The organism is Conexibacter woesei Iso977N, from assembly GCF_000424625.1.
Classification (GTDB): domain Bacteria; phylum Actinomycetota; class Thermoleophilia; order Solirubrobacterales; family Solirubrobacteraceae; genus Baekduia; species Baekduia woesei_A.
This window is the reverse complement of the sequence record NZ_AUKG01000003.1, coordinates 197,729-223,492: the sequence shown is the minus strand read 5'-3', so window position 1 is coordinate 223,492 and position 25,764 is coordinate 197,729. Positions and strand designations below refer to the sequence as shown.

At 72.3% G+C, this 25,764-nt stretch carries 26 protein-coding genes, 1 tRNA gene and 1 pseudogene; 11 read left to right on the top strand and 17 right to left on the bottom strand.

Translation table 11 applies throughout. The annotated features are described in order from the left end of the window. Positions 1 to 43: 43 nt before the first annotated feature. Positions 44 to 988, bottom strand: coding sequence for an AraC family transcriptional regulator (locus tag H030_RS0122650; protein WP_027007805.1), 945 nt, complete (start codon positions 986 to 988; stop codon positions 44 to 46). 85 nt (positions 989 to 1,073) lie between these two features. On the opposite strand from H030_RS0122650, the gene H030_RS0122645 reads away from it, so the two are divergent. Continuing rightward, positions 1,074 to 1,577: a DUF1772 domain-containing protein gene (locus tag H030_RS0122645; RefSeq protein ID WP_196809236.1), complete on the top strand. Its 504-nt coding sequence runs from the start codon at positions 1,074 to 1,076 to the stop codon at positions 1,575 to 1,577. A 5-nt stretch (positions 1,578 to 1,582) separates the two neighbouring features. Here the strand turns inward: H030_RS0122645 and H030_RS0122640 are convergent, their stop codons facing one another. Continuing rightward, positions 1,583 to 3,373, bottom strand: a complete 1,791-nt coding sequence (locus tag H030_RS0122640) for an FUSC family protein (protein ID WP_155892221.1) — start codon at positions 3,371 to 3,373, stop codon at positions 1,583 to 1,585. A gap of 221 nt (positions 3,374 to 3,594) precedes the next feature. On the opposite strand from H030_RS0122640, the gene H030_RS0122635 reads away from it, so the two are divergent. Genes H030_RS0122635 through H030_RS34435 form a run of 3 tightly spaced genes read left to right on the top strand, consistent with a single transcriptional unit; the run spans position 3,595 to position 5,555 of the window. Beyond that, positions 3,595 to 4,623 (top strand): sensor domain-containing diguanylate cyclase, encoded by a 1,029-nt coding sequence (locus H030_RS0122635; RefSeq protein ID WP_027007802.1) that lies wholly within the window; start codon positions 3,595 to 3,597, stop codon positions 4,621 to 4,623. 56 nt (positions 4,624 to 4,679) lie between these two features. Further along, entirely contained in the window at positions 4,680 to 5,009 is a 330-nt protein-coding gene (locus H030_RS0122630) for a DMT family transporter (protein WP_027007801.1), read from the top strand. Continuing rightward, the gene (locus tag H030_RS34435) at positions 5,010 to 5,555 is read left to right on the top strand and encodes a TetR/AcrR family transcriptional regulator (RefSeq protein WP_035129318.1); all 546 of its coding nucleotides are present in this window, start codon (positions 5,010 to 5,012) and stop codon (positions 5,553 to 5,555) included. Here the strand turns inward: H030_RS34435 and H030_RS0122620 are convergent. Beyond that, positions 5,552 to 5,968 carry an MmcQ/YjbR family DNA-binding protein gene (locus H030_RS0122620; protein ID WP_027007800.1) on the bottom strand — a complete coding sequence of 139 codons (417 nt, stop codon included), beginning with the start codon at positions 5,966 to 5,968 and terminating at the stop codon, positions 5,552 to 5,554. The two genes, H030_RS34435 and H030_RS0122620, sit on opposite strands and share 4 nt — an antisense overlap. 257 nt (positions 5,969 to 6,225) lie before the next feature. On the opposite strand from H030_RS0122620, the gene H030_RS0122615 reads away from it, so the two are divergent. From H030_RS0122615 to H030_RS0122600, 4 genes are all read left to right on the top strand, one after another. Then, entirely contained in the window at positions 6,226 to 7,398 is a 1,173-nt protein-coding gene (locus H030_RS0122615; RefSeq protein ID WP_027007799.1) for a GAF domain-containing sensor histidine kinase, read from the top strand. Next, positions 7,395 to 8,066: a response regulator transcription factor gene (locus tag H030_RS0122610; RefSeq protein WP_035129317.1), complete on the top strand. Its 672-nt coding sequence runs from the start codon at positions 7,395 to 7,397 to the stop codon at positions 8,064 to 8,066. Before H030_RS0122615 ends, H030_RS0122610 begins: the two co-directional genes overlap by 4 nt. Positions 8,067 to 8,111: 45 nt before the next feature. Continuing rightward, on the top strand, positions 8,112 to 9,980 hold the full coding sequence (locus H030_RS0122605; protein WP_027007797.1) for a delta-60 repeat domain-containing protein: 1,869 nt from the start codon (positions 8,112 to 8,114) through the stop codon (positions 9,978 to 9,980). Positions 9,981 to 10,073: 93 nt separating this feature from the next. After that, the gene (locus tag H030_RS0122600; protein WP_027007796.1) at positions 10,074 to 10,601 is read left to right on the top strand and encodes an SIMPL domain-containing protein; all 528 of its coding nucleotides are present in this window, start codon (positions 10,074 to 10,076) and stop codon (positions 10,599 to 10,601) included. A 30-nt stretch (positions 10,602 to 10,631) separates the two neighbouring features. Here H030_RS0122600 and H030_RS0122595 read toward each other — a convergent pair whose 3' ends face one another. From H030_RS0122595 to H030_RS0122580, 4 genes and pseudogenes are all read right to left on the bottom strand, one after another. Then, the gene (locus H030_RS0122595) at positions 10,632 to 13,559 is read right to left on the bottom strand and encodes a hypothetical protein (protein ID WP_155892220.1); all 2,928 of its coding nucleotides are present in this window, start codon (positions 13,557 to 13,559) and stop codon (positions 10,632 to 10,634) included. Positions 13,560 to 13,902: 343 nt separating this feature from the next. After that, positions 13,903 to 14,202, bottom strand: a pseudogene (locus H030_RS0122590) (HU family DNA-binding protein); the annotation flags it as partial. Between the two features lie 123 nt (positions 14,203 to 14,325). Further along, positions 14,326 to 14,499: a CsbD family protein gene (locus H030_RS0122585; RefSeq protein WP_027007793.1), complete on the bottom strand. Its 174-nt coding sequence runs from the start codon at positions 14,497 to 14,499 to the stop codon at positions 14,326 to 14,328. A gap of 19 nt (positions 14,500 to 14,518) precedes the next feature. Further along, positions 14,519 to 15,130 (bottom strand): J domain-containing protein, encoded by a 612-nt coding sequence (locus H030_RS0122580; RefSeq protein ID WP_027007792.1) that lies wholly within the window; start codon positions 15,128 to 15,130, stop codon positions 14,519 to 14,521. Positions 15,131 to 15,221: 91 nt separating this feature from the next. Here H030_RS0122580 and H030_RS0122575 point away from each other — a divergent pair, with 91 nt between their 5' ends. Then, the gene (locus tag H030_RS0122575) at positions 15,222 to 15,521 is read left to right on the top strand and encodes a hypothetical protein (protein ID WP_027007791.1); all 300 of its coding nucleotides are present in this window, start codon (positions 15,222 to 15,224) and stop codon (positions 15,519 to 15,521) included. 1 nt (position 15,522) lies between these two features. Here H030_RS0122575 and H030_RS0122570 read toward each other — a convergent pair whose 3' ends face one another. The 8 genes from H030_RS0122570 to H030_RS0122535 all read right to left on the bottom strand — a co-directional run bounded on the left by H030_RS0122570 (position 15,523) and on the right by H030_RS0122535 (position 20,997). After that, positions 15,523 to 15,918 carry a VOC family protein gene (locus H030_RS0122570; RefSeq protein ID WP_027007790.1) on the bottom strand — a complete coding sequence of 132 codons (396 nt, stop codon included), beginning with the start codon at positions 15,916 to 15,918 and terminating at the stop codon, positions 15,523 to 15,525. Between the two features lie 30 nt (positions 15,919 to 15,948). Continuing rightward, a complete protein-coding gene (locus H030_RS0122565; RefSeq protein ID WP_027007789.1) occupies positions 15,949 to 16,179 on the bottom strand; it encodes a hypothetical protein in 231 nt (76 codons plus the stop codon). Between the two features lie 2 nt (positions 16,180 to 16,181). After that, entirely contained in the window at positions 16,182 to 16,943 is a 762-nt protein-coding gene (locus tag H030_RS37735) for a hypothetical protein (protein WP_051223506.1), read from the bottom strand. 37 nt (positions 16,944 to 16,980) lie between these two features. Further along, positions 16,981 to 17,069 (bottom strand) — tRNA-Ser (locus H030_RS0122555). 75 nt (positions 17,070 to 17,144) lie between these two features. After that, positions 17,145 to 18,371, bottom strand: coding sequence for an aminopeptidase (locus H030_RS0122550; RefSeq protein WP_051223504.1), 1,227 nt, complete (start codon positions 18,369 to 18,371; stop codon positions 17,145 to 17,147). Between the two features lie 42 nt (positions 18,372 to 18,413). Continuing rightward, entirely contained in the window at positions 18,414 to 18,722 is a 309-nt protein-coding gene (locus H030_RS34425; RefSeq protein ID WP_035129306.1) for an STAS domain-containing protein, read from the bottom strand. 56 nt (positions 18,723 to 18,778) lie between these two features. Continuing rightward, positions 18,779 to 19,846, bottom strand: a complete 1,068-nt coding sequence (locus tag H030_RS34420) for an alpha/beta hydrolase (protein WP_051223502.1) — start codon at positions 19,844 to 19,846, stop codon at positions 18,779 to 18,781. Next, positions 19,843 to 20,997, bottom strand: a complete 1,155-nt coding sequence (locus H030_RS0122535) for an SDR family oxidoreductase (RefSeq protein WP_196809235.1) — start codon at positions 20,995 to 20,997, stop codon at positions 19,843 to 19,845. Before H030_RS0122535 ends, H030_RS34420 begins: the two co-directional genes overlap by 4 nt. 122 nt (positions 20,998 to 21,119) lie before the next feature. Here H030_RS0122535 and H030_RS34415 point away from each other — a divergent pair, with 122 nt between their 5' ends. Further along, entirely contained in the window at positions 21,120 to 21,932 is an 813-nt protein-coding gene (locus H030_RS34415) for an SDR family NAD(P)-dependent oxidoreductase (RefSeq protein ID WP_081691062.1), read from the top strand. Between the two features lie 219 nt (positions 21,933 to 22,151). Beyond that, the gene (locus H030_RS0122525; RefSeq protein WP_155892218.1) at positions 22,152 to 22,721 is read left to right on the top strand and encodes a hypothetical protein; all 570 of its coding nucleotides are present in this window, start codon (positions 22,152 to 22,154) and stop codon (positions 22,719 to 22,721) included. Here the strand turns inward: H030_RS0122525 and fgd are convergent. Both fgd and H030_RS0122515 read right to left on the bottom strand, forming a co-directional pair. Further along, on the bottom strand, positions 22,718 to 23,722 hold the full coding sequence (fgd, locus tag H030_RS0122520) for a glucose-6-phosphate dehydrogenase (coenzyme-F420) (protein WP_035129301.1): 1,005 nt from the start codon (positions 23,720 to 23,722) through the stop codon (positions 22,718 to 22,720). The two genes, H030_RS0122525 and fgd, sit on opposite strands and share 4 nt — an antisense overlap. A 9-nt stretch (positions 23,723 to 23,731) precedes the next feature. Then, the gene (locus tag H030_RS0122515) at positions 23,732 to 25,750 is read right to left on the bottom strand and encodes a hypothetical protein (RefSeq protein WP_027007784.1); all 2,019 of its coding nucleotides are present in this window, start codon (positions 25,748 to 25,750) and stop codon (positions 23,732 to 23,734) included. Between the last annotated feature and the right edge of the window lie 14 nt (positions 25,751 to 25,764).

Sequence of the window (25,764 nt, the reverse complement as noted above, 5' to 3'; positions counted from 1 at the left end):
GCGCGGAACTGCAAACGGGTGCGGCTCTGGATGGTGCTGCCGGCTAGGCGGCGGCCGCCGCGCCGGCGCGGTGCTCGGCGGGCGACACGCCGCGCACGCGCTTGAACGCGGCCGAGAGCGCGAAGGCGCTGGAGTAGCCGACCTGCGGCGCGACGGAGCCGACGGTCGCGCCCGGCTCGCGCAGGAGATCGGCGGCGAGCGTGAGCCGCCAGGTCGTCAGGAACGCCATCGGCGGCTCCCCGACCAGCGCGGTGAAGCGGCGGGCGAGCGCGGCGCGGGAGGCGCCGACCTCGCGCGCGAGCGTCGCGACGGTCCAGGGCTGGGCCGGCGCGTTGTGCAACAACTTGAGCGCGGGGCCGACGACGGGGTCGGACTGGGCGCGGTACCAGCCGGGCGCGTCGGCCTCCGGGCGGGCGAACCAGGCGCGCAGCGTCGCGATCAGGAGCAGGTCGAGGAGCCGGTCCAGGACCGCCTCCTGGCCGGGCTGGTCGCAGGCGATCTCGTCGGCGAGGAACGCGACGAGCGGGTTGTCCCAGGAGTCGCCGGCGACGTGCAGGAACGGCGGGAGCGCGGCGAGCAGGCGGCGGCTGGTCTCGGACTCCAGCTGGTAGGTGCCGGTGACCATCATCGTCTCGCCGTCGGGGGCGTTGCCCCAGGTGCGGACGCCGAGGTCGGCCATCGAGCCGACGTCGGTCCCGTCGGGCAGGACGCAGCGCTGGCCGGGCAGGATGATGACCTGCGGCGGCTCGTGCGGAGGATCCGCGACCGTGTAGGAGTCCGGACCGCGGAGGATCGCCACGTCGCCGGTGTTCAGCGTGAAGGCGGCGCCGTTGTTGGGGTGGATGGTCGCGCGGCCGCGGACGAGCGCGACGAGCGTGAGCGGCGCCTCGTCCTCGATCCGCAGCGACCAAGGCGGCGCCAGCACCGACCGCAGCAGGAACGCGCCGCGGGCGCGTGGGCCGTCGAGCAGTCCGGCGATCGAGTCCATCGTGCGAACGATCGTAGACGCTCGCACATGGATCGGCGAGTCTCGGCCATTCCCCGTCTCGCCGCGGGGCGATTCCATGGTCGGCATGCGAACGACAGCGACCACCGAGATGTCCACCACCTTGACCACGACCACGATCGCGGGGGTGATCGGCGCCGGGATCGTCGGCGGCGTCTTCTACGCGTTCTCGACGTTCGTGATGCCGGGCCTGAAGCGGCTGCCGGCGAGCGAGGGCGTGCACGCGATGCAGCAGATCAACGTCACCGCCGAGCACCCCGGCTTCATGCTCGCCTTCATGGGCACGACCGCGTTGTGCCTGTACTTGGGCGTCCGCGGCTTCCTGGATCGCGGCGAGACGCGCGGGACGCTGCTGATGGCCGGCTCGCTGCTCTACCTCGTTGGCGCCTTCGGCCTGACCGTCGGCCAGAACGTCCCGCTCAACGACACGCTGGCGACCGTCAACCCCCACGCCCCGGGCGTCGCCGCGCACTGGCAGCACTTCCTGTCCGGCTGGGAGTGGTCCAACCACGTCCGCGGCGCCGCCTCGATCGCCTCGGTGGGCGCGTTCCTCGGAGCGTTGTTGGTGTAGTCGCGTCAACCGGAGAACTCGGCAACGGTGTCGCGGAGCGCGGTGACGGCGCGTTCGGTGCGGGGCCAGTCGAGGAAGGCCGGTGCGGCGGGCGGTGGGGCCGGCGCGGCGTGGCCGTCGGTGCGGGAGGCGAGGTCGTCGAGGAGGAGCTCGAGGTCGCGGAGGGCGGCGGGAGGAGGTGGCGGGCGGTCTCCGGCCGCGAGCGGGAGCGCGAGCGAGAGGTGGGCGAGGCGCTCGACGGCGTGGGTGATGGGCCAGTCGAGGTCGGCGTGGGTGGTGCTCGTGAGGGCGTCGCCGGTCGCGTCGCGCTGGGTCGCGTCGAGCGTCACGAGCGTGAGGTGGACCGCGCGGCGGGCCGCCCGGCGCTCGCGTTCGGGCGCGCCGCGCAGGCCGGCGAGGAGCGCTCGCGACGTCGTCCGGATCGCCCGGGCCTGGACCGCCGCCAGGCGGGAGCGGGAGCGCCGGGGCAGGATCAGCACGCCGCAGGCGAAGCCGATCGCGCAGCCGAGCGCCGTGTCGATCAGGCGCGCGTCCAGCAGCCCATGCACCGCCGCGCCGACCCCGGCGATCTCCAGCAGCAGCAGCGCCAGCGACGTGATGAACACGACCGCCACGCCGTAGGAGACCAAGATGAAGGCCTCGGTCAGCGCCTGGAGCAACCCCACCATGACGATCAGGCCCACCAGCCCCGGCTCGATCGCCAGGACCGCCGCCGCGACGACCACGCCGACCGCGGTCCCCGCCGCGCGGTGCAGCGCGCGCTGGCGCGCCAGCGCCACGTTCGTCCCCTGCAGCACGGCCGCCGCGCTCAGCGGGATCCACGTCGGGTGCTCGGCGCGCAGCAGGTACCCCAACATGCCCGCCAGGCCGACCGCGACGCCGAGGCGCACCGCGACCGCGGGCGCAGGCGACCGCGGGTCCGTCAGGTCCGCCCACAGCACGCGCCAGCGCGACGGCTCCGCGGTGGTCGTCTCGCCACCGTCCGGCGTCGCGGGCGCGTCGAGCCGCCGCGCGCTCCCCGCCGCCCGCAGCGCCGCGTCCAGCCGGACCGCCGCCGGGACCCGCGGGCGCTGCTGCGGTGCCGGGATCACCGGCGCGGCCCAGGCCCCGTCGGCCAGCGCGCCGACCGCCCGCCCCCACGCCGGATCCAGCGGCGGCGCCCTCTCCACCATCAACGCGAGCGACGCCTCCAACAACGCCTCGGCCGCGTCGGCGCGCCGCCGCAGCTCCAGGCCACCCGGCGTCTCGGCGCCGCCGGCGTCGGCGACCGACTCCTGCGCCCGCTGCACCGCCAGCACCGCGGCGTGCCGCGCGGCCGGCGCGCGGTCCGGGCGCCCGATCGCGTCCAGCAGCCTTGCGACCGCGCCGAGCGCCGCGTCGACCGCCTCGCGCTCCGGCGCCCGCGCGTCGCGCAGCGTCCCGGCCATCGAGATCAGCCATGCGCCCAAGGCCCCCAACAACACCAGCCGCGCGCGGTAGCCGCAGGCGGCCGCGTCCTGCGGCAGCGCGGTCGCGATCAGGAACGTGAAGACGATGAAGTACTCCCGCGGCGGCCCCACGCGCAGCGCCAGGCAGGCCCCCGCCGCGACCGCGCTCAGAACGGCGCCCACCGGGACCGCGACCCACGCCGACGAAGCGACGAGCGTCCCCGCCGCCATCGCCACCGCCAGCGCGCACCCAAGACCTACGACAACCCGCGCGCGCCGCCGGTACGGCGCCGAGAACGCGTAGAACCCCGCGAACGCGCCCTGCGTCGCGATCACGCCCTCCTGCTGGTGCCCCAGCGCGCTGAACACGACCAGCGGCAGCAGGACGCACGCGGTCGCGCGCGCCGAGCGCGCCCGGTACCCCCACGCGGCGCGCAGCGCGCGCCGCGCCGTGTCGATGACCGCAGACCCGGCGATAGCCCTCGACGGTACCGGCCGCGGCCCTCCCGCGATCGGGTGATCCGCCTGTCCGCGCGGCGCGCAGGCGCTCGCACGCGGACAGCGCACGACCGATCACCCGGTCCACCACCATGGCCGCCGCCGCCACCTTCTCCGTCCCCGGCAACGAGCTCGAGCGCCTCGAGGCGCTGCGCGCGCTCGCGATCCTGGACACCGACGACGAGCAGCTCTACGACGACGTCGTCAAGCTCGCCTCCGCGATCTGCGACGCGCCGGTCGCGATCATCAACTTCATCGACGCCGACCGCCAGTGGGGCAAGGCGATCGTCGGCCTCGACGACAGCGAGGCGCCGCGCGAGCACTCGTTCTGCTCCCGCGCGATCCTCGACCCCGACGCGCTGTTCGTCGTCCCCGACACCCACGCCGACCCCGAGTGGGTGCACAACCCGATGGTCACCGGCGACGCCGACGTCCGCTTCTACGCGGGCGCGCCGATCGTCACCAGCGAGGGCCACGCGCTCGGGACCGTCTGCATCGCCGACCACGTCACGCGCGAGTTCACCCACGCCCAGCGCGAGGCGCTGAAGGTCCTGGCGCGCCAGACCGCCGCGCACCTCGAGCTGCGCAAGGCCACCAGGTCGCTCGCCGACGCGTGCGCGTCGCTGCAGCACATGGCCGTCCACGACACGCTCACCGGCCTCGCCAACCGCGTGCTCCTGCACGACCGCCTGGAGCTCGCGCTCAAGCAGCGCCGCCGCAGCGGCCGCGCCGTCGGCGTGCTGTTCGGCGACCTCAACGGCTTCAAGGCCATCAACGACACGCTCGGCCACCACGCGGGCGACGAGCTGCTGAAGGTCGTCGCCGACCGCCTCTGCACCGCCGCGCGCGAGACCGACACCGTCGCGCGCTTCGCCGGCGACGAGTTCGTGATCGTCCTGCCGGAGCTCGGGCTGCCGGGCGACATCGACGCGGTCGCGCTGCGGATGGCCGCCGCCGTGGCGCGCCCCGCGACGCTGCGCTGCGGCGACGGCGCGACGGTCACCCCCGCGATCTCGCTGGGCCGCGCGCTGGCGCGGGACGACGAGGACGCCGACACGCTCCTGGCCCGCGCCGACGCCGCGATGTACGACGTCAAGCGCGCCTCCAAGTCGGCCGCCTGACCGCTCCGTAAGGCGTGGTTTGCCAACTGTACCGTCCAGACGGTATAGTAATACGCATGCCCGCTTCTCTCCTCCTCGGTACAGCGATCCTCTCCGAGGTCGCTGCCACTCTTGCCCTCCGTGCCTCGGACGGGTTCTCCAGACCGCTGCCCGTCGCCGTCGTGATCGTCGGCTACGGGCTCTCGTTCTGGCTCCTGGCGCTCGCGCTCAAGCACATCCCGGTCTCGCTGACCTACGCGATCTGGGCCGGCACCGGCACCGCGCTGGTCGCGGTCGGCGGCGTGGTCGCGTTCGGTGAGAGCATGAACACCATGAAGCTCCTCAGCCTCTTCGTGATCGTCCTCGGCGTCGTCGGCCTGTCGGCCGCGGGCGGCGGGGCCCACTAGGTGCCCCGGCGGCCTGCGGGCGAGACCCGCGACCTGCTCCTGGACGCCGCCTCGGCGCTCCTCCTGCGCGACCCGTCGAAGCTCACGCTCGACGCGGTCGCCGAGGAGGCGGGCGTGTCCAAGGGCGGCCTGCTCTACCACTTCTCCTCCAAGAACGACCTCCTCGACGCGGTCATCGACCGCTGGGAGGCGCGCTTCGAGGAGGAGATCGAGAAGACCGCCGAGCCCGGCCCCGGCGGCTGGACGCGCGCCTACGTGGACGTCACCGCCCAGGACTTCGACGACCCGCACATCCGCGGCGTCGACGCCGGGATCATCGCCGCGCTGGCGCTGCACCAGAAGCGGCTGGAGACCGTCCGCGCCCGCTACGCCGCCAAGCAGGCGCGCGTCGAACGCGACGACATCGACGCGGTCGACGCCACGATCGTGCGCCTCGCCACCGACGGCCTCTGGTTCTGCGAGCTGCTGGACCTCGGCCCGCCGCAGGGCGAGCTGCGCGAGCAGGTCCTGGCGCGCCTGAAGGACCTGGCGCGCGCGAAGGACTAGGCCTCGCTCGCGCCCTCGCGCTCCGACATGTAGGCCTTGAGCACGCGCGGCGGCGCGCGGTTCAGCCACGCCTCGGTGACGACCTCCTCCAGCTCCTCGGGCCCGATCCGGTCGAGCAGCAGCAGGATCGCCGGGAAGCCGTCGAAGTGCGGGATCGTGAAGTAGACGTCCGGGTCGCTCTCGATCAGCGCCCGCTTGGCGCCGTCGTGCTCGATCCGCGCGGCCAGGATCGGCCCGTCGGGCGGCGCGTCGTCGCCCAGCGCCTTCAGGTCGCTCCTGCCCAGCGGCCGCTCCCAGACGAAGGCCTTGTCCTTGACCTTCCACGCGCGCCACTTCCGATGCCCGTGCGCGTCGTCCGCGGTCGTCTCCGGCAGCGCGAGCGCCAAGCGCGCCACGTCGTCCCAGGTCGCCATGGGCGCGAGCCTACCTCGCGCGCCAACACCGACGACCGTCCAGGCCAACCCCCACATTCGGGTGGTCACGAGTGTGTTTGGACTGTACGTTGTCGTTCTGATGAGTCATGCTCCGACGCGACCAGTCGCTTCACCCTCTCGGGACAGGGGGTGTTGTGGCCGCAAGCGCAGAGCTAGAGACCGAGCGTACGCGAGCTGGTCCTTCTCCCAGCGGGCCGGGTGCTTCCCCTGGCGCCCGGCCCGTTGACCCTTTCCGCATGACCGACGCCCCGACCTCACCCCTCGCGGCGCTGCACCTCCTGGTGTCGATGCTCGGCGAGGGCGAGATCGCCGCGCCCGGCGCGTCGTTCTACGACCGCCTCGCCGAGGCCGTCTGCCGCCTGGGCGCGATGCGCCGCGCCGCGGTCTACCTGTCCGACGACGCGCGCCGGCGCGTGTGGGCCGCGGGCGCGCACGGGATCGCGGTCGACCGCCTCGCCGCCGCGGGCCCGGTCGCCGACGTCCCGGCGGTCGCGCTGCGCGCGCTGGAGCAGGACGCGGTGATCGAGATCGCGCCCGGCGACGTCGGCGACGCGCTGCCCAGCGCCGAGGTCGCGCGCCTCGGGCTGACCGACATCACGTGCATCCCGATGTCGGCCGGCGGCCGCCACTACGGCGTCGTGCTCGCCGAGCGCGGCCTCGCCGACGACGCGCCGCCGCTCAGCGACGCCGAGCGCGACGGCCTCTGGACCCTCGGCAAGGTCTGCGCGCTCGCGGCCTCCGCGCGCGCAGCGACCCGCCAGCAGGAGCGCGCCCGCCACCTCGGCGACCGCCTCGACCTCGCGCGCGACGTCCACGAGCGCGTGATCCAGCGCCTGTTCGGCGTGACGCTCGCGCTCGGCGCGCCCGGCGACCTGACCCAGCCCCAGCGCGAGCGCTGCGCCGACGAGCTGCAGGCCGCGACCGAGGAGCTGCGGCTGACGATCCAGCGCCCGTTTGCGCAACAGCACCGCGGCGACGCCACCGCTGCCGACGCGCCCGCGCTGCGCGACGAGGTCCGGCGCCTGGCGGCCGAGCACGCGGAGATCGAGTTCATCATCAACTGGCCGGACGACCTCGAGGTCCCGGTCACGCTGGATCCGCTCGCGCAGACCGTCGTCGCCGAGGCCGTCCGCAACGCGCGCAAGCACGCGCGCCCGCGCGCGATCGAGGTCACGGTCGCGTCCGAGCAGGACGGCGGCGCGCTCGCGATCGACGTCGCCAACGACGGCGTCGGCCCCGACGCGCCCGCGGGCGCGGGCGTCGGCCTGCGCCTGGCGGCCTTCGAGGCGCTGGAGTTCGGCGCCGCGGTCGACTTCGGCCGCCTCGCGCCCGACCGCTGGCACGTCCGCCTCGTCCTCCCGCTCCCGCTCCCGGCGACCGCGACCACCACGAACGGAGCAGCCGCATGAGCGCGCTCGACGCCCCGCCCCGCCGCCTCTGCGTCCTGGTCGTCGACGACCACGACATCGTCCACTGGGGCATGCGGCTCGTGCTCGTCCAGCAGGACTGGGTCGAGCGCTGCGTGCCCGCGACCACCGGCGACGAGGCCGAGGACCGCGCCCGCCGCTACGGACCGCACGTCGCGCTCGTCGACCTGTTCGTCGGTGACGAGTCCGGGACCGACATCGCGCGCCGCGTCCGCGCCGTCCACCCCGCGACGCGCGTCCTGCTGCTCTCCGGCGCGGGCCGGATCAGCGCGACCGCGGCGAAGGCGGCGGGCGCGGCCGGGTTCGTCACCAAGGACCGCAGCGCCGCCGAGATCGTCGAGGCGATCCGCCGGATCGGCGCGGGCGAGGACGTCTTCGAGCAGCCGCGCGGCGGCGGCCTGGACGGCGCCGGCGGCGTGCGCCGCGGGACGCCCGGCGACGGCCGTCCCGGCCACCACCGCCTGACCGCGCGCGAGCGCCAGGTGCTCCAGATGATCAGCGCGGGGCTGACGAACGTCGAGATCGCCGCCGAGCTGAGGCTGAGCCCCAACACGGTCAAGGAGCACGCGAGCTCGATGTTCCGCAAGCTCGGCGCCCGCAACCGCGCCGACGCGGTCCAGCGCGCGCAACGGCTCGGCGTCCTCAACTAGAGAGGGCTCTGGAAGGAAGTCCGTCGACCGACCGTTGTTCGGTCAATGCACATCCCTCGCCACCCCGCGGCCCTCGCCGCCTCCCTGCTCGCCATCGGCACCGTCGGTACCGGCGTGGCGATCGCCGCGACCAACCCCGGCGACCAGGACCCCGACTTCAACGGCGGCCAGACGCGCCTCGTGGACTTCCCGGCGCCCGTCGACGTCTTCGACGGCCAGTACGACACCGCGACCCAGGTGACGGTCGCGCCCGACGGCTCGATCTACGTGGGCGGCTACGTCGACACCGGCTGCGACTGCGACGACCCCGACTCGCCGGTCTCGCTCGGCCACCTCGACGCCGCCGGCAACCCGATCGCGGCGTTCGGCACCGACGGCGTGATCACCGACGGCGACCACCTCCTTCGCGAGGGCCCGACCGCGTTCGGCTTCGCGCCCAACGGCGACCTGCTCGTCGGCGGCTCGGCGAGGGGCGCCCCGCAGGTCCCGAGCCTGCGCGCCGCCGACGACAGCATCGACGGCGACTTCACCGTCTACCACTACGACGCGAGCGGCAGGTTCGTCCGTCAGGCGCGCGAGGACTTCGACTTCGGCGGCGTCCAGGACAGCTTCGTCCGCGGCTTCCTGCCGCTCGACGGCGGCGGCCAGCTCGTGATGGGCTCGGCGGGCGACGGCAACTACACCAACAACCACTTCGCGACGATCACGCTCGGCGCCGACGACGCGATCACCGGCGAGAACGTCGACGACCAGACCCAGGCCGCGGCGCTCACCGCCGGCCAGCAGGCCGGCGCCACCGACGGCAGCTACGTGATCGCGGGCGCGGGCCAGGTCTACACGCCGCCGATCAACAACGATCTGCGCATCTCCGAGGAGGGCTCGCCCGCGCAGGCGTGGGTCCTGCGCCGCTACGACGCCGCGGGCACCCGCGACGACAGCTACGGCGGTGACTTCCCGATCGAGGGCGCGAGCTACGTCAGCGGCACCGACGGCTCGCTGGCCGGCGACGGCGCGACGTACCTGCTCGGCGACGTCAGCAGCGACGGGTCCATCACGACGCAGGTCGTGCGCTTCACCGCCGACGGCCAACCCGACGAGGCCTTCGGGATCCAGACCGTGGCGTCGATCTTCAGCGACGAGGAGGGTCCCTTCGGCGCGGCGTACAACATCGACGCGATCGCCGGCACGCCGGACGGCAAGCTCATCGTCGTCGCCAACCACTACGTCGGCTTCGGCGGCTCCGAGACGGTCGTCGCCCGCCTGAACACCGACGGCACGCTCGACACGACGTTCGGCGACGGCGGCATCCGCACGCTGGCCGGCGCCCCGGACGCCGACTACATGGAGGGCGAGGACGCCGCGGTCCAGAGCGACGGCAAGGCGGTCGTCGCGGGCGACGCCGGGCGGAACTTCAAGGAGCTCGCGCTCCGCTCGACCCGCGCGGCGGCCTCGTTGAGCGACGGCGAGCAGCAGGCCTACGTGACGCGCCTGGCGGGCGACCCGAGGAAGCCGGTCACGACGACCACGACCGACACGACGACGACGCCGGCGACCACCGCCACGACGACCACGACCACCACGCAGACGACGACCACCACGGCGACCACGCCCAAGCCGGTCGCCGCCCAGAGCGTCCCGGCCAAGTCGTGCGCCTCCAGGCGCGCGTTCAAGATCCGCCTGCGGATCCCCAAGGGCGACAAGCCGGTCAGCGCGACGGTCAAGGTCAACGGCAAGCGGGTCAAGGTCGTCAAGGGCTCGCGCCTGAGGTCGACGATCGACCTGCGCGGCCTGCCCAAGGGCACGGTCAAGGTCGCGATCACGGTCAAGCTGAGCGGCACCAAGAAGACCCTCAAGGGCCAGCGGACCTACCACACCTGCGTCCCGAAGCTGGCCGACTCGATCCCGGTCCTGTAGCACCACGGCGCAACTCCTTTCCCGGAACGGGCGTCACAACTTCGGTGTCTCACGACACTAAGGAGTGACAACCGTTTCGGGAAAGGACCCGCCGTGCCCTCACCGCCGCTCGCGTTCCGCGCTGTCGCCGTCCTGGCGATCTTCGCGTTCCTCGCCGGCTGCCTGGCTGCCGCCGCCAACGCCCAGGCTCCAGCGCCCACCACGCAGCAGCGCACGCTCGTCGCCGTCGGCACCGGCACGATCGCCGTGACACCGAAGGACAGGAACGACAACGCCTCGATCGTGGCCGCCGTCAGGGACGCCAACGACAGGGCGCTCCCCGCGGCCCTGACCGACGCGCGCACGCAGGCCACGCAGCTCGCCGCCGCCGCGGGCATGACGCTCGGCCCGGTGATCTCGCTGTCGAACTCCGGCACGAGCACGGCCGGCGTCTTCTACGGCCCCTACTACGGCGTCGCCGGCTCGTTCGGTCCGAACAGGTACTGCGGGACGATCAAGACGCGCTCGTCGAGGATCGGCAGGGACGGCAAGCGCCACTACGGCAGGCTCAAGAGCCACCGGGTCTGCCGCGTGCCCGCCGTGATCCAGCGGTCGGTCCAGCTGACGTACGCGCTCGCCTAGGGCGAGCGCGCACGCCGCGGGCGGCGGGGCCTAGCGCCCCGCCGTCAGCCTGACCCTCACGCTCACCAGCTTGCCGGCGGTCGTGAGGCCGTAGACGGTGAACGTCTGCTTGGACCTCACCTTGATCGACCTCTTGAGCTTGAGGACGCCCCTCGGGAGCGAGAGGACGATCTTCTTGGTCCTGGTCCCCTTGGCGCCCGTGAACGAGACCTTCGAGGACGACCACTTCACCTTGGTCTTCTTGTAGCGCTTGCCGCCGACCGTGACGCGCGAGCTCCTGGCCAGCGTCCTGGCGGACGCGAGCTTCAGCGTGGCGGGCAGCTTCACCCGCAGGCCCTTGAGCGCCCTGGTCGAGGTGACGGTCAGCGACAGCGTGGGCTTCTTCTTGGCGATGCCCTTCAGCGAGCCCCTGACGCTGAGTGTCTTGCTCTGTGCGCTGACCGCGCAGCCGACCGGCGTGGCCTTCACGGTCTCCCTCGCCGCGGCGCCGGATTGCGACGTGTAGACGGCCTCGACGGTCGGCGCGGTGGTGCAGATGTCCTTGGTCGTCTTCAGCGCGGCCCTCGGACCGCCGGCCAGGGCCAGCGTCAGCCTGCTCAGCGGGACGTCCGGGATGTTGTCGAACGTCGTCACCAGGCGCGTGCCGAGCGCGACCGAGCCCTTGAGGCGGATGATCCCGAGGTCGAGCGCGATCCCCGGCAGCGCGCCGGGCCTCGCGCCCTGGGTCAGGTACACGCCGCCGCTCAGCGGCGCGGGCAGCAGCGGCGTGACCGCCGTCACCGTCCCGATCTTCGAGCCCGCCGGGCACGCGCCGCTGTTGAGCTGCGCGTCGTTGCAGACCGACGACAGGTTCCTGATGTCGACGCCGATCCCGGCCGGGAGGGACACGACCGTCTTCCTCTGCGCCGCCTGCCCGTCGGGCTGGCTGATCGTCACGTTCAGCGGCGGGTGGGTGTTGGCGGCGGTCTGACCCCTGGAGCCGACCGACGCGGTCAGCTTCGGCGAGAACGGGATGTTCTGGCAGCCGGTCGCCTGGTAGGGCGCGTTGGCCGTCGCCGTCGCCCCGCCGACCGCGGTGAACGAGCCGCCGACCGTCTGCGGCGCGCACGAGGTCGCGTTCTGCATGAAGCCCGGCTTGTCGATCGTGAGGTCGATCGCGCGGTAGACCGTCGGGATCCCCTGCAGCGTCTGCGGCAGGGCCTCGGTGACGACGTCGATCCCGGTGTCCGGGCGCAGCATGAGCTTGCTCATGACCACGACCGTCCCGAGGTCGAGCGCCGGGACCTTCGTGTTGACGGTCACGGCCAGGCCGGCGATCCCGCCGCCGAAGCCCTTCGTGAGGTAGACCTTGCCGGGCAGCACCAGCGGCGTGGGGCCGGTGCCGACCGCCACGCTCGCGGTGCCGACCTGCGAGGCGTCCGCGCACATGTTCATGCGCGCGGCGTCGACGTCGCACGCCGGGACCGCGGGCAGCTTGCCGGTCAGGCCGGGCGGCAGCGAGACCTTCGCGTCCTGGAGCCGGAGGTTCTTGTCCGGGCGCCCGATGTGCACGGTCATCGCCGCCGGGCCGCCGGCCTGCGTGTTGGCCACCGACACACCGAGGCTCGGCGAGAACACCGGCGGCGTGCAGCCGGTGACGGCGAAGCTGTTGCTCGGCGAGGCGACCGCGCCGCCGTTGTACGGCGTCATGTCGGCGGTCACCGAGTAGTCACCGCACCCGACCGGAGAGGTGAGCGTCGCCCGCCCGTTGCCCGGGTCGGTGTAGATGAAGTTGAAGGACTCGAACGGGACCTGCGGCTGGTCGGTGAAGTGCGCCGTGACCGCGGTCGTGACCGGGTCGATCGTCGCGAAGCCGCCGAGCTTCAGGCGCAGCCGCGGATCCTCGACCGAGATGTAGTTCACCAACGGGACGCCCGGCCGCGGCGTGCCGAAGTACACCTTGCCCGTCAGCGTCTGGCCGGGGAACAGCGGCGTGACGAACTCCACGCGGCCCATCTCCGACGACGCCGGGCAGTTCGGCGGCGCGTCGACGCCGAACCCGAACTCGTCGGCCGTGCACGGGATCAGCCCGTTGGCCAGCGGCGGGTTGAGCGCCAGGCCGGCCGGCAGCTTGAGGTCGACGTCCCTCAGGTAGGACTGGCGGCGCGCGTCGTCGCCCGAGCCGGTGTCGGTCGTCGGGATGATCAGCTTGGCCGAGGCCTCGCCGGGCTGGTCGCTCGGCGTGGAGGTCGGGCCGACCTGCAGCGACGGCGTGAACGGGACCCTGTCGCACTGCGTCGGCATGAAGGACGCGGCACCGGTGCTCGTCTGCCCGCCGTAGGACGTGACGGTCAGCGAGCTGTCGGCCGGCACGTCGCAGCGCGTCGGGAGCGAGATGAAGGGCCTGGCCAGCGACGGGTGGTCGGCCTTGCTGCCCCACAACGTCAGGGACATGCTCTGCACGCTGATGCTCGACGGGATGCCGAGGATGCTGATCGAGTTCGGGACGTCGTCGACGGTGACCGAGTCCAGGCCGGCGTCGGCGACCCGCACGCGGACCGCCGAGCGGACGTAGACCGGCGTCAGCGAGCCGATGCCCTGGTCGAGCGCGATGCCCAGCACGGCCGGCTGCGTGGCGTCCGGCTTGAGGTTGTAGACCTCGCCGGTGATCGTCTGGGCGCCGAGGAAGGTGTCGACCCTCGACGAGACGGTCCCGACCTGGTTGGCCGCGGCGCAGTCGCCGCCCCTGTTGGTAGAGGTCGTCTGCGTGCAGGTGGGCGCAGCGGTCGGATCGCCGATGACGCCGGCCGGCAGGCTCAGCCGCAGGCCCTTGAGGTCGTCGCTCGACGTGTCCGTCCTGAACGAGATGCAGAAGTCGCGGTGCGTGGCCGCCGCGGCGGCGTCCGCGGTCGGCCTGGCCGTGGCGGCCAGACCTGGACACGTCGTGTCGCTCGACCTCGGCGCCAGCGGCTGTGCCACCACGCCTGACACCGGCACTGCCGCACTCGCCGTCCCTGCAGCGCCAAGCGCGATCGCGACGACCAAGGCCGCTAGGGCGGCCACCATCCATCGACCCATCGACTTCTCCCCCGAATTTCCGGTTCGGCACCCCGCGCTTCCAGCGCGCGACACCGTGAATTTCCCCTGTAACCGTTGCCGCTCGCGAACACGAGTGAACGCGTGCGGCCAGCCACAAGCTAGGGCATACCCACTAAATGGGCTAGTCAGAACCTGCGGGGGCTGAAATTCGGCGGATTGAACGACGAAGGCCCCGCCGCACGTGAGTGCGACGGGGCCTCGTCCAAGCCGTATGCGCTGAGCGCTACTTCTTCCTCGCGCCGTTGACGACGCCCTTGAGGCCGGCGCCGGCCGTGAACTTCGGGGCCTTGGAGGCCCTGATCCTCACGGTCTCGCCCGTCTGCGGGTTACGACCCGTACGAGCGCTGCGCTTGACCACGGAGAACTTGCCGAAGCCGGTCAGGGCGATCTCGTCACCCTTCTTGAGGGTCTTCTCGACGGTCGTGATGAACGCCTCGACGGACTTGCGTGCGTCGGCGTTGGTGAGACCGCTCTCCTTGGCGATGGCCTCGACGAGCTCGGTCTTGTTCATGCGGTTGCTCCTGAATCGACGGCAAACAGAGGGCGCAGCCTAGACCAGGCACCGCACGGAATGCTGGGCGATAGGCACCCGAACACCCTTAGATCGTGCGGATCTGGTCCGTAGGCGGTCGTCTTCGCGCCGGGTTCAATCCCTGCGCAGCGCGTCCTTGACCCTGTCGGCGGCTCCGCCGACCTTGTCCTTGACGGTGCCGGACGCCCTGTCCACATCGCCCTCGCGCTTGAGGCTGTCGTCGTCGGTCAACTCGCCGGCCGCCTTCTTGGCGCGGCCCTTGAGATCGTCTGCTGTTCCGTCGCTCATGGTGATGGACGTACCCGCTTCAGGCGTGGGCACGCGTGGATATCCGGGCCGCGACGCGCTGGAGCACCTCGGGGCGCAGGTCGAAGAAGCGCAGCCAGCGGCCGGTCGGGCCGGAGCGGACGCGGAGCTGGCCCGTGTTGCCGAAGCGGGCGCGTTTGGCCTGCACGTCGTGGAGCTCGCGGTAGCGGACCGAGCGCACGCGGCCCATGATCGCGTCGTCGCGGAGCCAGAGCAGGCGGCGGTCGGTGAGGGCGAGCTGGACGTCGTGGGCGTCGGAGGTCGAAGTGAGGATGACGTCCTCGACCTGCTCGCCGGGCTCCAGGGCCTGGAGCAGCTCACGGGCCAGGACGCGGCGGACGGCGGGCGCCAGCCAGGCGCCGGCGATGATCGTGCCGTCGTCCGGGTCCGGCGCGGCGCCGTTGCTCGCGGGCGGCGCGCGGCGCGGTCCCTCGTGGCCCTCCTCCAGGCGATCCCGGAGCAGGTCGTACGCCGCGTTGATCGAGATCATCATCTCGCCCTCCTTGGCGCCGGCGCGGTCCGGGTGGAAGCGCTTGGCGAGGTCGCGGTAGGCGCGATGGACCTCGTCGGGCGAGGCGTCGGGGGGCAGACCGAGGACGGCGTGCGGATCCACGTCCTGCAGTGTGCCGAACCGCGAACGTCGGTCCGCTGGACGGACGGACCACTTAAGCATCGCGACGCAACCCGCGATACTTGGTCGCGTGATGCAGACCCGCCAGGAGCGCGTGTACCTCGAGACCCCGCGGCACCGGATCGCCGGGACGCTGACGCTGGCCCGTGACGGCTACCGGTCGCGCGTCAGCGACGTGCTGAACGCCACCGAGCGCGACTTCATCTCGCTGACCGACGTGACGGTCGAGCTGGTCGGCGCCGACGGTCCCGGGACCCACCACGACTTCCTGGCGGTCTCCCGCCACCACGTCGTGATCGCGATCCCGGAGCTGCCCGAGGACGGCGACCTCGAGGCCGCCAGCGCCGCCGTGCCGCCCGCCGGCGCGCTCTGAGCTAGCCGCCCGGCGTCGCGTCCTTGGGCGCGTAGCGGTGGTGCAGGACCAGCGGGTTGCCGTCGGGGTCCGCGAAGAACGCCTGGTGGCAGACGCCGCTGTCCAGCGTCGCGGCGTCGTCCGGGCGGAACGTCACACCCTGGCCCTCGAGCTCGGCGCGCGCCTGCTCGACATCCGCGACCTGCAACGCGACCGCCGTGCTGCTGCGCGCGAACGTGAGGCCGAACGCATCGCTCTGCATCAACGCGATCGTGAGGTTGCCCGCCTGGAACTCCCCAGCCGGGAAGCTGCCCCACTTCTTGACGAACGGCAACCCGAGCGTCTCCCCATAGAAGGCCGCAGCCTTCTCATAGTCCTCGGTCGGGATGGCGATGAAGTCGACTCCGGTGATCTCCATGAGAGCGGAGACGCTACGGAGCCGCCGAACTCATCGCAACCGGTCCGCCAGCTCGGCGAGCGTGAGGAAGTACCGCCCATGCGTCCGCCGCAACGCCTCCTCGGACTCCGCCGTCAAGGCAACCACCTCAACTTGCTCCTGCCCAGCGAACTCCCGCTCAGCCGCAAACCGCGCCTGCATCGCCTCAGCGCTTGAGCCGTACCGCTCCTGACGCACCAAGCGACCGGTATCGCGGTCGTAGATGAGGAGGAAGTGCGCCATGGTTAGAGCGTATCGGGGGATGGCAAGCGACTCGCGAACAGATCGATGATCTCCCGCTGGTTGACCATCACACCCTCGAACGCGGCCATCTCCTCAGGGGTCAGGGTGCCGTCGACTTGATGCGACTCGATCAAGTCCAAGGCCTTCGATATCCCGATGGTGATGTCGACCAACTCTCCCGCGACCTCGACGATGACGGCAGCGGTCGCCGCGTCGACGATCGCTGGCGTGCGAGGCGGTTCTCCGTAGCGAATGCCACGTCCGACTAGATCGGCCAACTTCTCGAACAGCTCCGCCCACTCGTGTTGCCATGCGGTGCGAACCTGGATCTCCAACGGCGCTCCGCCAGGGAACACGACGACGTGCACCGCGCGGTAGCCGTGCATCGGCTCGGCGCGGCGGTCGATCACCTTCGGAGCCCGTTCCGCGCCCAAGAAAACGCGAACGAGATCATCAACAACGACATCTTGCCCGCGACGGTCGAAGTCACCGACGATGCGCATCCCAGCGACGTCCTGCATCGTGCCGAGCGTCCACCCTCCCTGACGGCGCAGCTTCTCCAGGATCGTCCCGGTGTTCTTGACCCGTGACGTCAGGTCGAGCGCGAGCTCGTCCTTGACTCGCCAGATCGCCTCTTCCAGCAACTCGGAACGAGCCTTGAGGAGCTCATGAAGCACTTGAAGATCGGCGTCGGACGGCGGCGTCGTGGCGATCAGACGCTTGCCGAGCCTTTCGAGCTGCGCCGTTGAGAGCGGATCCGCCACGGTCAGGTTCTACCTGGTCGACCGGCGGCGGCAGCAGCGGAGAGAGAGGGATTCGAACCCTCGGTGGACCGTAAAGCCCACACACGATTTCCAGTCGTGCCCGTTCAGCCGCTCCGGCACCTCTCCTGGAAGGGGGCGAGGATAGCGATCGGAGGCTGTCGCGCGCAGCGTGAGGGGCGCCGCGCGCGTGTAACTAAGCGGCTAGACCTGCCAGGCGCCGTTGACCAGGACCGGCGTCGAGGTGCCGTCGGCCGAGAGGCCGTGGACGGAGACCTCGGGCGACCCGATCATGAAGTCGACGTGGATGGTCGAGTCGTTGACCTTGGCCACGTCCTCCTCCTCGACGCACATCTCGTAGGCGTGGCCGAGCGCGATGTGGGAGGCGGCGTTCTCGTCGAGCAGGGTGTCGAAGAAGACGGTGTCGAGCGCGCCGATGCGGCCGTCGCCGTCAACCAGCGCGGCCTCGCCGAGGCGGTTGGCGTTCTCGTCGCGCGCGGCGTACGAGCGCAGGACCTCCGCGTTCTCGTCGGCGTCGATCCGGACGGCGCGGCCGTCGCGGAACTCGACCTCCAGGCCGCGGATGATCGACCCGCCCAGCACCAACGGCTTCGTCGCCCGCACGACGCCCTCGGCGCGCAGCGGGTCGGGCGAGGTGAAGATCTCCTCCGACGGCAGGTTCGGCAGGTGCGTGATCCCGTCGACCGTCTCGAAGCGCGCGGCAAGGAAGCGCGAGGTCGGCAACAACCCCACCTTGAGATCCGTGCCCGGACCCTCGAAGTGCAACGTGTCGAACCGCCGCGCCGTCAACCGGTCAGCGGCCCCCACCAGCACCTCGGCGCGCTCGGCCCAGGCGGCGATCGGGTCGTCGGTGTCGAGCCGGCACACGTGCAGGATCTGGTCGCAGAGCTTGACCCACGCCGCCTCCGGATCCAGGTCCGGATGGACCAACGCGGCCCACGCCCGGGTCGGGCACGGCACTGCGGTCCAGTTGGTGGTCCGGGCGTTGACGACCTTGCCGGTCTCCCGGACGGCGGGCAGCTGGTCGCGCCCGACCCGCCCCGGGTCCAAGTCACTCAACAACCCCGGGTGCGCCGGCCCCGTCAGCCCGACCCGCGCGGCGCGCAGGTCGCCGAGCGCGGTGATCCGGTCGCCCAGGAACGGGGGCACGTAGTCCAGCGTGTCCTCGTCGGCGTACAACAACCGCGCGCGCTTGACGTACAGATCGAAGTAGGACACGTCCACGTACTTCGCGCCGGCCTTGTACCCGGCGGCGGCGATCGCGCGCGTCACCGCCTCCTTGCCGATCTCCGACCCGACGGCCAGCACCTGCCCCTGCTGGAGGTTCGCCGCGGTCTTCACGACGAGGTCGGCGAAGCGCTCCAGCACTTCGGGATCGTCGAAGGCCGCCAGCTTCTCTCCGGAGCTCATGCCCCCACCCTATCGGTGGGGATGCGCGGCGATGCGCAGGCTTCAGGTGCCTTCGACGAACTCGAGGATCCCGTCGAGCCCGCTGATCTCCAGCACCTTCCCGACCGGCCCTTCCGGATCGGTGCGGACCAGCGTCAGCGCGCCGCCGGACTCCTTCCCCGCGACATGCGCGGAGACGATCACCCGCACGCCGGTCGAGTCCATGAACTCGAGCCCCCGCAGATCGAGCACGACCTGCCCGCCCGCCTTCAGCTGCGGCAGCAGGACCGCTTCGAGCTCGGGCGCGGTCGCGAGGTCCAGCTCACCGAGCACGGAGACGACCAGCCGGTCGCCGGTCGCGTCGGTCGCCACAGAGAAAGGCGCAGGACCAGTCACGTCCCGCAAGCCTATCTGGATGGCTCGTCAAGTCACCCTGCTGACAGGAGCTTTGTGGTGTCTTGACGCGCCAACCAGGCGCGTAGAAGCTCATCCAGGGCGGGGCTGTTGAGCAGATCGAAGTGATCGTGGCTTCCGACGTGAACGAGCGTCGCGTCCTCGATCCCGTGCGCGGACGCGGTCAGGACCAGCAGGTCGCCGACCACCCGGCCGACCACGTGCCCGGGCGACTCGCTCACGGTCGCGGCCACCGCGTGGTGCTGCGCACCCGCGATCAGCGGCGTGTCGAGGCCGCGCACGAGGTCCCGGATCCCGGCCGACCCGGCCAGCACCGCGCCGAACGGGCGCGACTCCGGCGCGAGCTCCAGCGCCCGGACCGCCAGCCCCGCCGCCTGGGCCAGCGGCGCGCCGCGGTGCGGCGTCCCGAGGGAGACGGTGGTGTCCACCCGCTCTACCCACGCGCCGCCCTCCTGCGCCGCCGCCCGGATCACGAGGCCGCCCATCGAGTGCCCGACGAGCGCCAGCCCCTGCACCGGAACCGGCCACTCGGCCACCAAGTCATCCAACAACGCGCTCAGGCGCGCGCCGTTCTCCCGCACCCCGACGCCCGTGTTGTAGGTGACGAACACGCTCGTCCGGCCGACCTCGTCGACGACCCGCGACGCGTACGTGCCGCCGTGGCGCGCCGCCCGGATCCGCCACGCGAACCCGGACTCGCAGAGCCCGTGGACGAAGACCACCGGGAACGGCGTGACCGCGCCGGTCACGTCGAAGCCCATCGGGACCGCCAGCGCGCTGCCGTCGGCATCGAGGCGGTCGCCGAGCAGCCCGTTCAGCGCGCCGACCGCGAAGCGCCCCGCCGGGGAGGCGGTCACCGCCGGGCCACCGCCCGCGGCCCGGATCGCGCCGCCGACGCCCGCGCCGACCAGCGCGCCGACGCCGCGCACGCTCGCGTACACGCCGCGCGCCACCACGTCCTGGACCGCCGCGCCCGGCGTCCGCGCGGCGATCGCGCCGTGCACGTCCTCGATCATCCGCACCGTCCCGCCGAACCCGTCGAAGGCGAGGTCGGCCGCGGCACCCAGTTCGGAGGACGTCATGCCGCCACGGTGACACCGCCCGGTGTCATGGTCAAATCCGGACGTCCGCCCCACGCCGCGCGCTGGGCGTAGTCGATCAACGTGTCGAAGTACCCGCACAGCGGCTCCGCCGTCACGCCCTGCGGCGCCAGGACGCCCCGCGCCCAGCGGTCGTCGAAGCGCACGCCGAGCCGGAAGTACGGGAAGTACACGCGCGCCTGCTCCAGCGCGCGCCGCGCCGCGGGCGCCAGCGGTCGCGACAGCGCCTCCTCGATCACGCCCGGATCGACGATCTCCGGCGCCGGGACGCCGAACCGCGCGGCGGCCATGTCGATCACCTCGGCCACCGTCGTCGCGTGCGCGCCCGCGACCGCGTGGTAGGTCCCGAGCGGCGCCTCGCTCAGCCCCAGGACCACGTCGGCCACGTAGTCGACCGGCACGACGTCGACCGGCGCGTCGGCCACCGCCGGGACCACCGGCAGGCGCCCGCGCGCGAACTGCTTCAGCGGCCAGTACAGGACGTTGAACGATCGCGTCCACCCACTGCCTCGGTCGCCGACGACGATCGACGGCCGCACGATCTGCAGCGGCAGCGCGGGCTGCCACGCGCGCAGCAGCTCCTCGGCCTCGTGCTTGGTCTGCTCGTAGGTGTTGCGGAACCCGCCGGCCGGCGCGCTCACGTCGTCCTCGCCGAACGTCCCCGCACGCGCGCCCGCCACGTAGGCGGTCGAGACGTGCACGACGCGCCGCAGCCCGTCGCCGCGCTCGCCGACCCGCGTCGCCAGCTCCGCCACCCGCGCGGCGCCCGCGGCGTTGACGGCCCGCGCCGCCTCCAGCGGCAGGTCGAACGTCACCGACGCCGCGCAGTGCACGACCTCGTCGCAGCGCTCGGCGATCGCCTCGCGGTCGGCGTGGCGCAGGCCGAGCCCGTCGGCCATCAGGTCGGCGGGCACCGCGACGCAGCGCGCGCAGTAGGTCTCCAACAACCGGTCGGACGCCACGACGTCCGCGAGCGCGGCGCGCACGCGCTGCGCCGCCTCCCGCTTCGACCCGGCGCGCACCAGCGCCACGATCTGCCTGTCTGAGCGTTCCAGGATCCGGAGCGCGACCGCGGTCCCGACGAACCCGGTCACACCGGTGAGCACTACGCCATCGCCACGCGTGGGGAGCATGACCACCATGTTGGCCCCCGACACGCGCACCCACCACGGACCACCGGTCGGAACCGCGACGGGGACGGGTCGACCGGCGGGCACCCGCACACCGTTCGCGCCCGCGGTCGTAGGATCCCCCCATGATCGCCCTCATCACCGGCGCGTCCAGCGGCATCGGCGAGCTGACCGCCCTGCGGGTCGCGCGCGAGCCGGGCGCCAAGCTCGTCCTCGTCGCCCGCCGCGAGGATCGCCTACAACAACTCGCGGAGCGCATCGGCGGCGAGACGCTCGTCCTCGCCGAGGACCTCACCGACCCGGAGGCCGGCAACCGGATCGCCGCGGCGGTCAAGGAGCGCTTCGGCCGCCTCGACCTGCTCGTCAACAACGCCGGCGCGGGCTGGCGCGGCGCGTTCGCCGAGGTCGGCACCGAGAACCTGCGGCGCACGCTGGAGCTCAACCTGTTCGCGGTCGCCCAGCTCACCGAGGCGCTGCTGCCGCTGCTGCGCGAGTCGGCGCCGAGCGCGATCGTCAACGTCGCCTCGACCGCCGGCCGCGTCGCGCGCCCCGGCTCCGGCGGCTACAGCGCCTCGAAGTTCGCGCTGATCGGCTGGAGCGACGCCCTGCACCTGGAGGAGAAGCCCAACGGCGTCCACGTCGGCGTCGTCAACCCCGGCTTCGTCGTGACCGAGGGCTTCCCGCAGACCGAGTTGGTGGAGAACCGCTCGACGCGCTGGATGGTCTCCGACGCCGCCAACGTCGCCGAGGCGATCATGGACTGCGCGAAGGGCAAGCCGGAGCGCTACGTGCCGCGCGGCTACGGGATCTTCGCCGCGCTGCGGATCCTGGCGCCCGGGATCACCCGCAAGGTGCTCGGCGGCCAGGCCGGCGCGGCGATGCGCACCTCGGTGACCGCCGACGCACCCAGCGCGGACGGGTCGGCCCCGATCCGTTGACAGGATCGCAACGAGAGCGCGCGCGACCGGTGGTTCCCTGTGTCCAGGGCACCTGACCCGATGCCCTCGCATCCGTAGCGAAACCTCCTCCTCCCTGCGGATCGCACGACCGGGGCGCGCCGCGGCCTCATATCCCGCCGCGGCGCGCGCCCCGGTCCCCAACGGGACCCCAACAGTTGGCGCGCATGAACCGGTCCAGCGCCGGGCACGGTGAGCAGCATGCTCCATCGTTGCGCAGCTCTCACCGTCGCTCTCGCCACCACTGGCGCGCTGGCGGCACCCGCGCTCGCCGCGGACGGCCCGTCTGTGAAGGGCGTCGGGTTCACCACCACCCTGCCCTCCGGCTGGAGCGCGCACACCAGGACCACGTCCGGCCAGAAGCAGTACCTGTGGGGCTCGCCCGGGACGAAGGTCAACATCCTCGGCATCCCGGGCAGGGGCGGGATCGGCGTTACCGCGCTGGTGCAGACCAACGCGGCGCTGAAGAGGCAGCTCAGGGGCAGGGTCCCGACGGACCCGGTCGCGCTGCTCGTGAAGATCGTCGGCGTGCCGAAGGGCGCGACGCACCTCAGGGGCCTCGACAAGGCCCATGCGGCGACGCTCGCCGGCGTCAAGGCCGGGACGGCCACCTTGACCTACACCTACAAGAAGCGCTCGATCGTCCAGACCGACGTCGTTGCACTGCGCGGCGGCAAGGCGTACTTCGTCGAGATGGACGTCGACAAGACCGGCACCGCCAAGGGCGAGGCCGCGCTCAAGTCGATCGCCGCCGCCTGGAAGTTCAGCTAAGCGGCGCGCTCGCGCAGCCTCGGCAGGACGTCGGCCGCGAACTGGTCGAGGAAGCGCGTCTGGTCCGGGCCGGGCCCGTGCAGCAGCAGGTCGTCGAAGCCGAGGTCGAGGTAGGTGCCGATCTGCTCGACGACCTCGTCGGGGTCGTCGGAGACGATGAAGCGCGTGTGGGCCTGGTCGAGGTGCTCGTCGGCGACGCGCTCCATCTCGATCGGGTCCTCGATGCCCTCCTTCTGCTCCGGCGTCAGCGCCAGCGGGGCCCAGAAGTTGCAGTTGTCCAGCGCCCGCTCGCGATCGCGGTCGTAGGAGACCTTGATCTCGATCATGTGCCGGATCTGCGCGTGGTCGCGCCCGGCCTGCTCGGCGCCCTCCTTGACCTTCTCGAGCAGGTCCAGGTACAGCTGCGGGTCCTTGCCCGACGTGCAGATGAAGCCGTCGCCGACGCGCCCCGCCAGCTTGGCGGCCAGCGGCCCGGACGCGGCGACGTAGACCGGGACCTCGACGTCGGGCCGGTCGTAGATGGTGGCGTTGGACGTCGTGTAGTACTCGCCCTGGAAGTCGACGCGCTCCTCGCGCCAGAGCTTGCGGATCAGCTCGATCGCCTCGGCCATCCGCAGCCGCCGCTCCTTGCGCCCCGGGAACTCGGCGCCGGTCGCGGGCGTCTCGTTCATCGCCTCGCCGGTCCCGACGCCCAGGAACACGCGCCCGGGCGCCAGGCACCCGAGCGTCGCGAAGGCCTGGGCGACGATCGCCGGCTCGTAGCGCAGCGTCGGCGTCAGGACGGACGTGCCCAGCAGCGCGGACGACGTGGCCTGCGTCGCGGCGCCCAGCCACGGCAGCGCCGCGGGCGAGTGGCCCTCGCGGTGCCGCCACGGCTGGAAGTGGTCGGACGTGGCGACGATCTCCAGCCCGACCTCCTCCGCATGCCTCGTGTACTGCAACAGCGTCGCGGGGTCGAACTGCTCCGCTGACGCCTTGTAGCCGATGCGCACGTCGCCCATCCCTTGACCCTAGCCCACGTCGGGCGCCGCCACGCAGGCCGCCGCGCCACACGGGTTCACGAGGCCGCCGCCGGCCAGGAACGTCGCCTTCTGCTGGCGCGCCGCCGGCGTGCGCCGGACGAGCTCGTGCGGGTCCTGCTTGCCGCTGTTGGGGTGGTTCTGCAGCGGCGCGACGTTGACGACCGCCGGGCCCGCGTCCCAGTAGACGATCGCCGACCCGGTGAAGGGATAGGACCTGATCGCCGGGATGCCCCACGACGGGTTGGCCTGCGGCGAGCGGCCGGCCGGGACGATCGGCGTGTGGATCGACGCGCCGATCGTGCGCGCCTCGACGTCGGCCTGGAAGGGCGTGACCTGGTGGTCGCCGAGCCCGACGTCGAGCAACACGGTGTGCTTGATCGTGTTGGGCAACGGGTCGGTCGTCATGTGCTGGGCGTAGCCGTCACCCTCGCCGCGATCCCACAGCAGCTGCGCGAGGTCGAGGATCAGCGGGCGCTCGACCTGGTCCGGGTACTTGGGGTACATGACCTTCGAGTACACGTCGAAGTCCGCCGACCGCGGCAGCAGCACGCTGTAGTTCATGCCCGGGACGCCGAGGACCGCGTGGCTGAAGTCCGGCGCCAGCGCGGTCAGCGCGCCGCCGGCGATGCCGCCCTGCGAGTTGGAGTCGTAGCCGATCGAGCCGGTCCTGACGATCGGCGCGCCGTTCTGCTGGAACAACGGGTTCGTGGCGATCCCGCTCGGGCTGGCCATGAGGCGCCCGAGCACGAGCGCGTCGGTGAAGCCCTGCTGCAGGCGATCGGCGAGCGTCGGCATGTTCGAGAAGTCCCCGAGCACGTTGACGGCGTTGGGGATGTCCTCGGCCGCCATGCCGATCCACGGGGTCGCGCAGAACACCGTGTTGGACTCGGCCGCCATCTTCGAGACGTCCGGGCCGGTGACGATCTCGGTCTCCTTGCCCAGCAGGCCGTGGCCGTAGAGCGCGAGCCTGGCGGGGTTGGCCGCGGTCGCGGTGGCCGGGACGACGCAGGTGAAGCGGGCGTTGTAGATGCCCTGCTGCTTGGGCCTGCCGCTCGCGTCCAGCACCATGCGCGAGCCGGGCGCGCAGTTGTTGGTCAGGAAGCACGGGACCTGCACGGTGCCCTCGACGACTTGCGCGTAGGCCTGGGCCTTGGTCGCGAGGTTCTGGTCGGCGCTGTAGTTGGCGGTCTGCAGCGTGTACAGCGGCGCGTGGCCCTGGACGGTCCCGTCGGCGAGGTCGGTGTCGCCGAGCTGCGCGAAGGCCTGGTCGCGCATCGACAGCGCGCGGCCCGCCAGCGACCTCTCGGTCGCGACCGTGAAGTCCCAGGTCAGGAAGAGCGACCTGTCGCGCTTGACCCCGGCCTTCTTGATGGCCTTGAAGATCTTGTTGTAGCGGCTGCTCGACTTCGCCCGCCCGTCGCGCAGCGCGGCGAAGCGCTTGCCCGCGGCGATCGCGCCGCCGTTGGCCTTCTTGAGGTTGCGCAGGACGACCACGTAGGTGTGGCCCTCCAGGAAGTTCTTGGCCGGGTGGACCTCGAGCAGGCGCGAGCCGGCCTTGGCGTTGTCGTCCAGCTCGGCCCAGATCGGCCAGCGCCTGCCGGTCTGCTCGTCGACCACGAGCACCGACGCGGTCTTGTTGGTGTACTTGGAGATGTCGCTGAGCGAGACCGCGCCGGTCTTCTTCAGCGCGGCGTCGGTCTCCAGCCCCGGGACCTTCGTCAGGATCGCCGAGCCGGGGCTGAACCCGTCCAGGCCCTTCCAGCCGGCGGCGTCGATCGCCCTGCCGTCCTTGTTGCGCGGCATCTGCGAGGTCCTGAACGCGATCTGGCCGTTCTTGCGGAACGCGTCGTTGGGGAACGGCAGCAGGCAGGCCGCGTCGTCGAGACGGTCGCAGCCGGCGCCGCTCGGGGCGGCGGTCGACGCGTTGGCGGCGGCGGGCAGCGCAAGCAGCGCTGCGGCGAGCGCCGGGACCAGGGCGCGCGCCGTGAGGCGGGTGGGGCGGGACATGGCGCGGCACCCTA

What these genes read in the sequence shown, in the direction of transcription:
- H030_RS0122650 (WP_027007805.1), bottom strand. Translation starts at nt 988, where the DNA reads ATGGACTCGATCGCCGGACTGCTCGACGGCCCACGCGCCCGCGGCGCG.
- H030_RS0122645 (WP_196809236.1), top strand. Translation starts at nt 1,074, where the DNA reads ATGCGAACGACAGCGACCACCGAGATGTCCACCACCTTGACCACGACC.
- H030_RS0122635 (WP_027007802.1), top strand. Translation starts at nt 3,595, where the DNA reads ATGGCCGCCGCCGCCACCTTCTCCGTCCCCGGCAACGAGCTCGAGCGC.
- H030_RS0122630 (WP_027007801.1), top strand. Translation starts at nt 4,680, where the DNA reads ATGCCCGCTTCTCTCCTCCTCGGTACAGCGATCCTCTCCGAGGTCGCT.
- H030_RS0122620 (WP_027007800.1), bottom strand. Translation starts at nt 5,968, where the DNA reads ATGGCGACCTGGGACGACGTGGCGCGCTTGGCGCTCGCGCTGCCGGAG.
- H030_RS0122615 (WP_027007799.1), top strand. Translation starts at nt 6,226, where the DNA reads ATGACCGACGCCCCGACCTCACCCCTCGCGGCGCTGCACCTCCTGGTG.
- H030_RS0122610 (WP_035129317.1), top strand. Translation starts at nt 7,395, where the DNA reads ATGAGCGCGCTCGACGCCCCGCCCCGCCGCCTCTGCGTCCTGGTCGTC.
- H030_RS0122605 (WP_027007797.1), top strand. Translation starts at nt 8,112, where the DNA reads ATGCACATCCCTCGCCACCCCGCGGCCCTCGCCGCCTCCCTGCTCGCC.
- H030_RS0122585 (WP_027007793.1), bottom strand. Translation starts at nt 14,499, where the DNA reads ATGAGCGACGGAACAGCAGACGATCTCAAGGGCCGCGCCAAGAAGGCG.
- H030_RS0122575 (WP_027007791.1), top strand. Translation starts at nt 15,222, where the DNA reads ATGCAGACCCGCCAGGAGCGCGTGTACCTCGAGACCCCGCGGCACCGG.
- H030_RS0122570 (WP_027007790.1), bottom strand. Translation starts at nt 15,918, where the DNA reads ATGGAGATCACCGGAGTCGACTTCATCGCCATCCCGACCGAGGACTAT.
- H030_RS0122565 (WP_027007789.1), bottom strand. Translation starts at nt 16,179, where the DNA reads ATGGCGCACTTCCTCCTCATCTACGACCGCGATACCGGTCGCTTGGTG.
- H030_RS0122550 (WP_051223504.1), bottom strand. Translation starts at nt 18,371, where the DNA reads ATGAGCTCCGGAGAGAAGCTGGCGGCCTTCGACGATCCCGAAGTGCTG.
- H030_RS34420 (WP_051223502.1), bottom strand. Translation starts at nt 19,846, where the DNA reads ATGACGTCCTCCGAACTGGGTGCCGCGGCCGACCTCGCCTTCGACGGG.
- H030_RS0122535 (WP_196809235.1), bottom strand. Translation starts at nt 20,997, where the DNA reads ATGCTCCCCACGCGTGGCGATGGCGTAGTGCTCACCGGTGTGACCGGG.
- H030_RS34415 (WP_081691062.1), top strand. Translation starts at nt 21,120, where the DNA reads ATGATCGCCCTCATCACCGGCGCGTCCAGCGGCATCGGCGAGCTGACC.
- H030_RS0122525 (WP_155892218.1), top strand. Translation starts at nt 22,152, where the DNA reads ATGCTCCATCGTTGCGCAGCTCTCACCGTCGCTCTCGCCACCACTGGC.
- fgd (WP_035129301.1), bottom strand. Translation starts at nt 23,722, where the DNA reads ATGGGCGACGTGCGCATCGGCTACAAGGCGTCAGCGGAGCAGTTCGAC.
- H030_RS0122515 (WP_027007784.1), bottom strand. Translation starts at nt 25,750, where the DNA reads ATGTCCCGCCCCACCCGCCTCACGGCGCGCGCCCTGGTCCCGGCGCTC.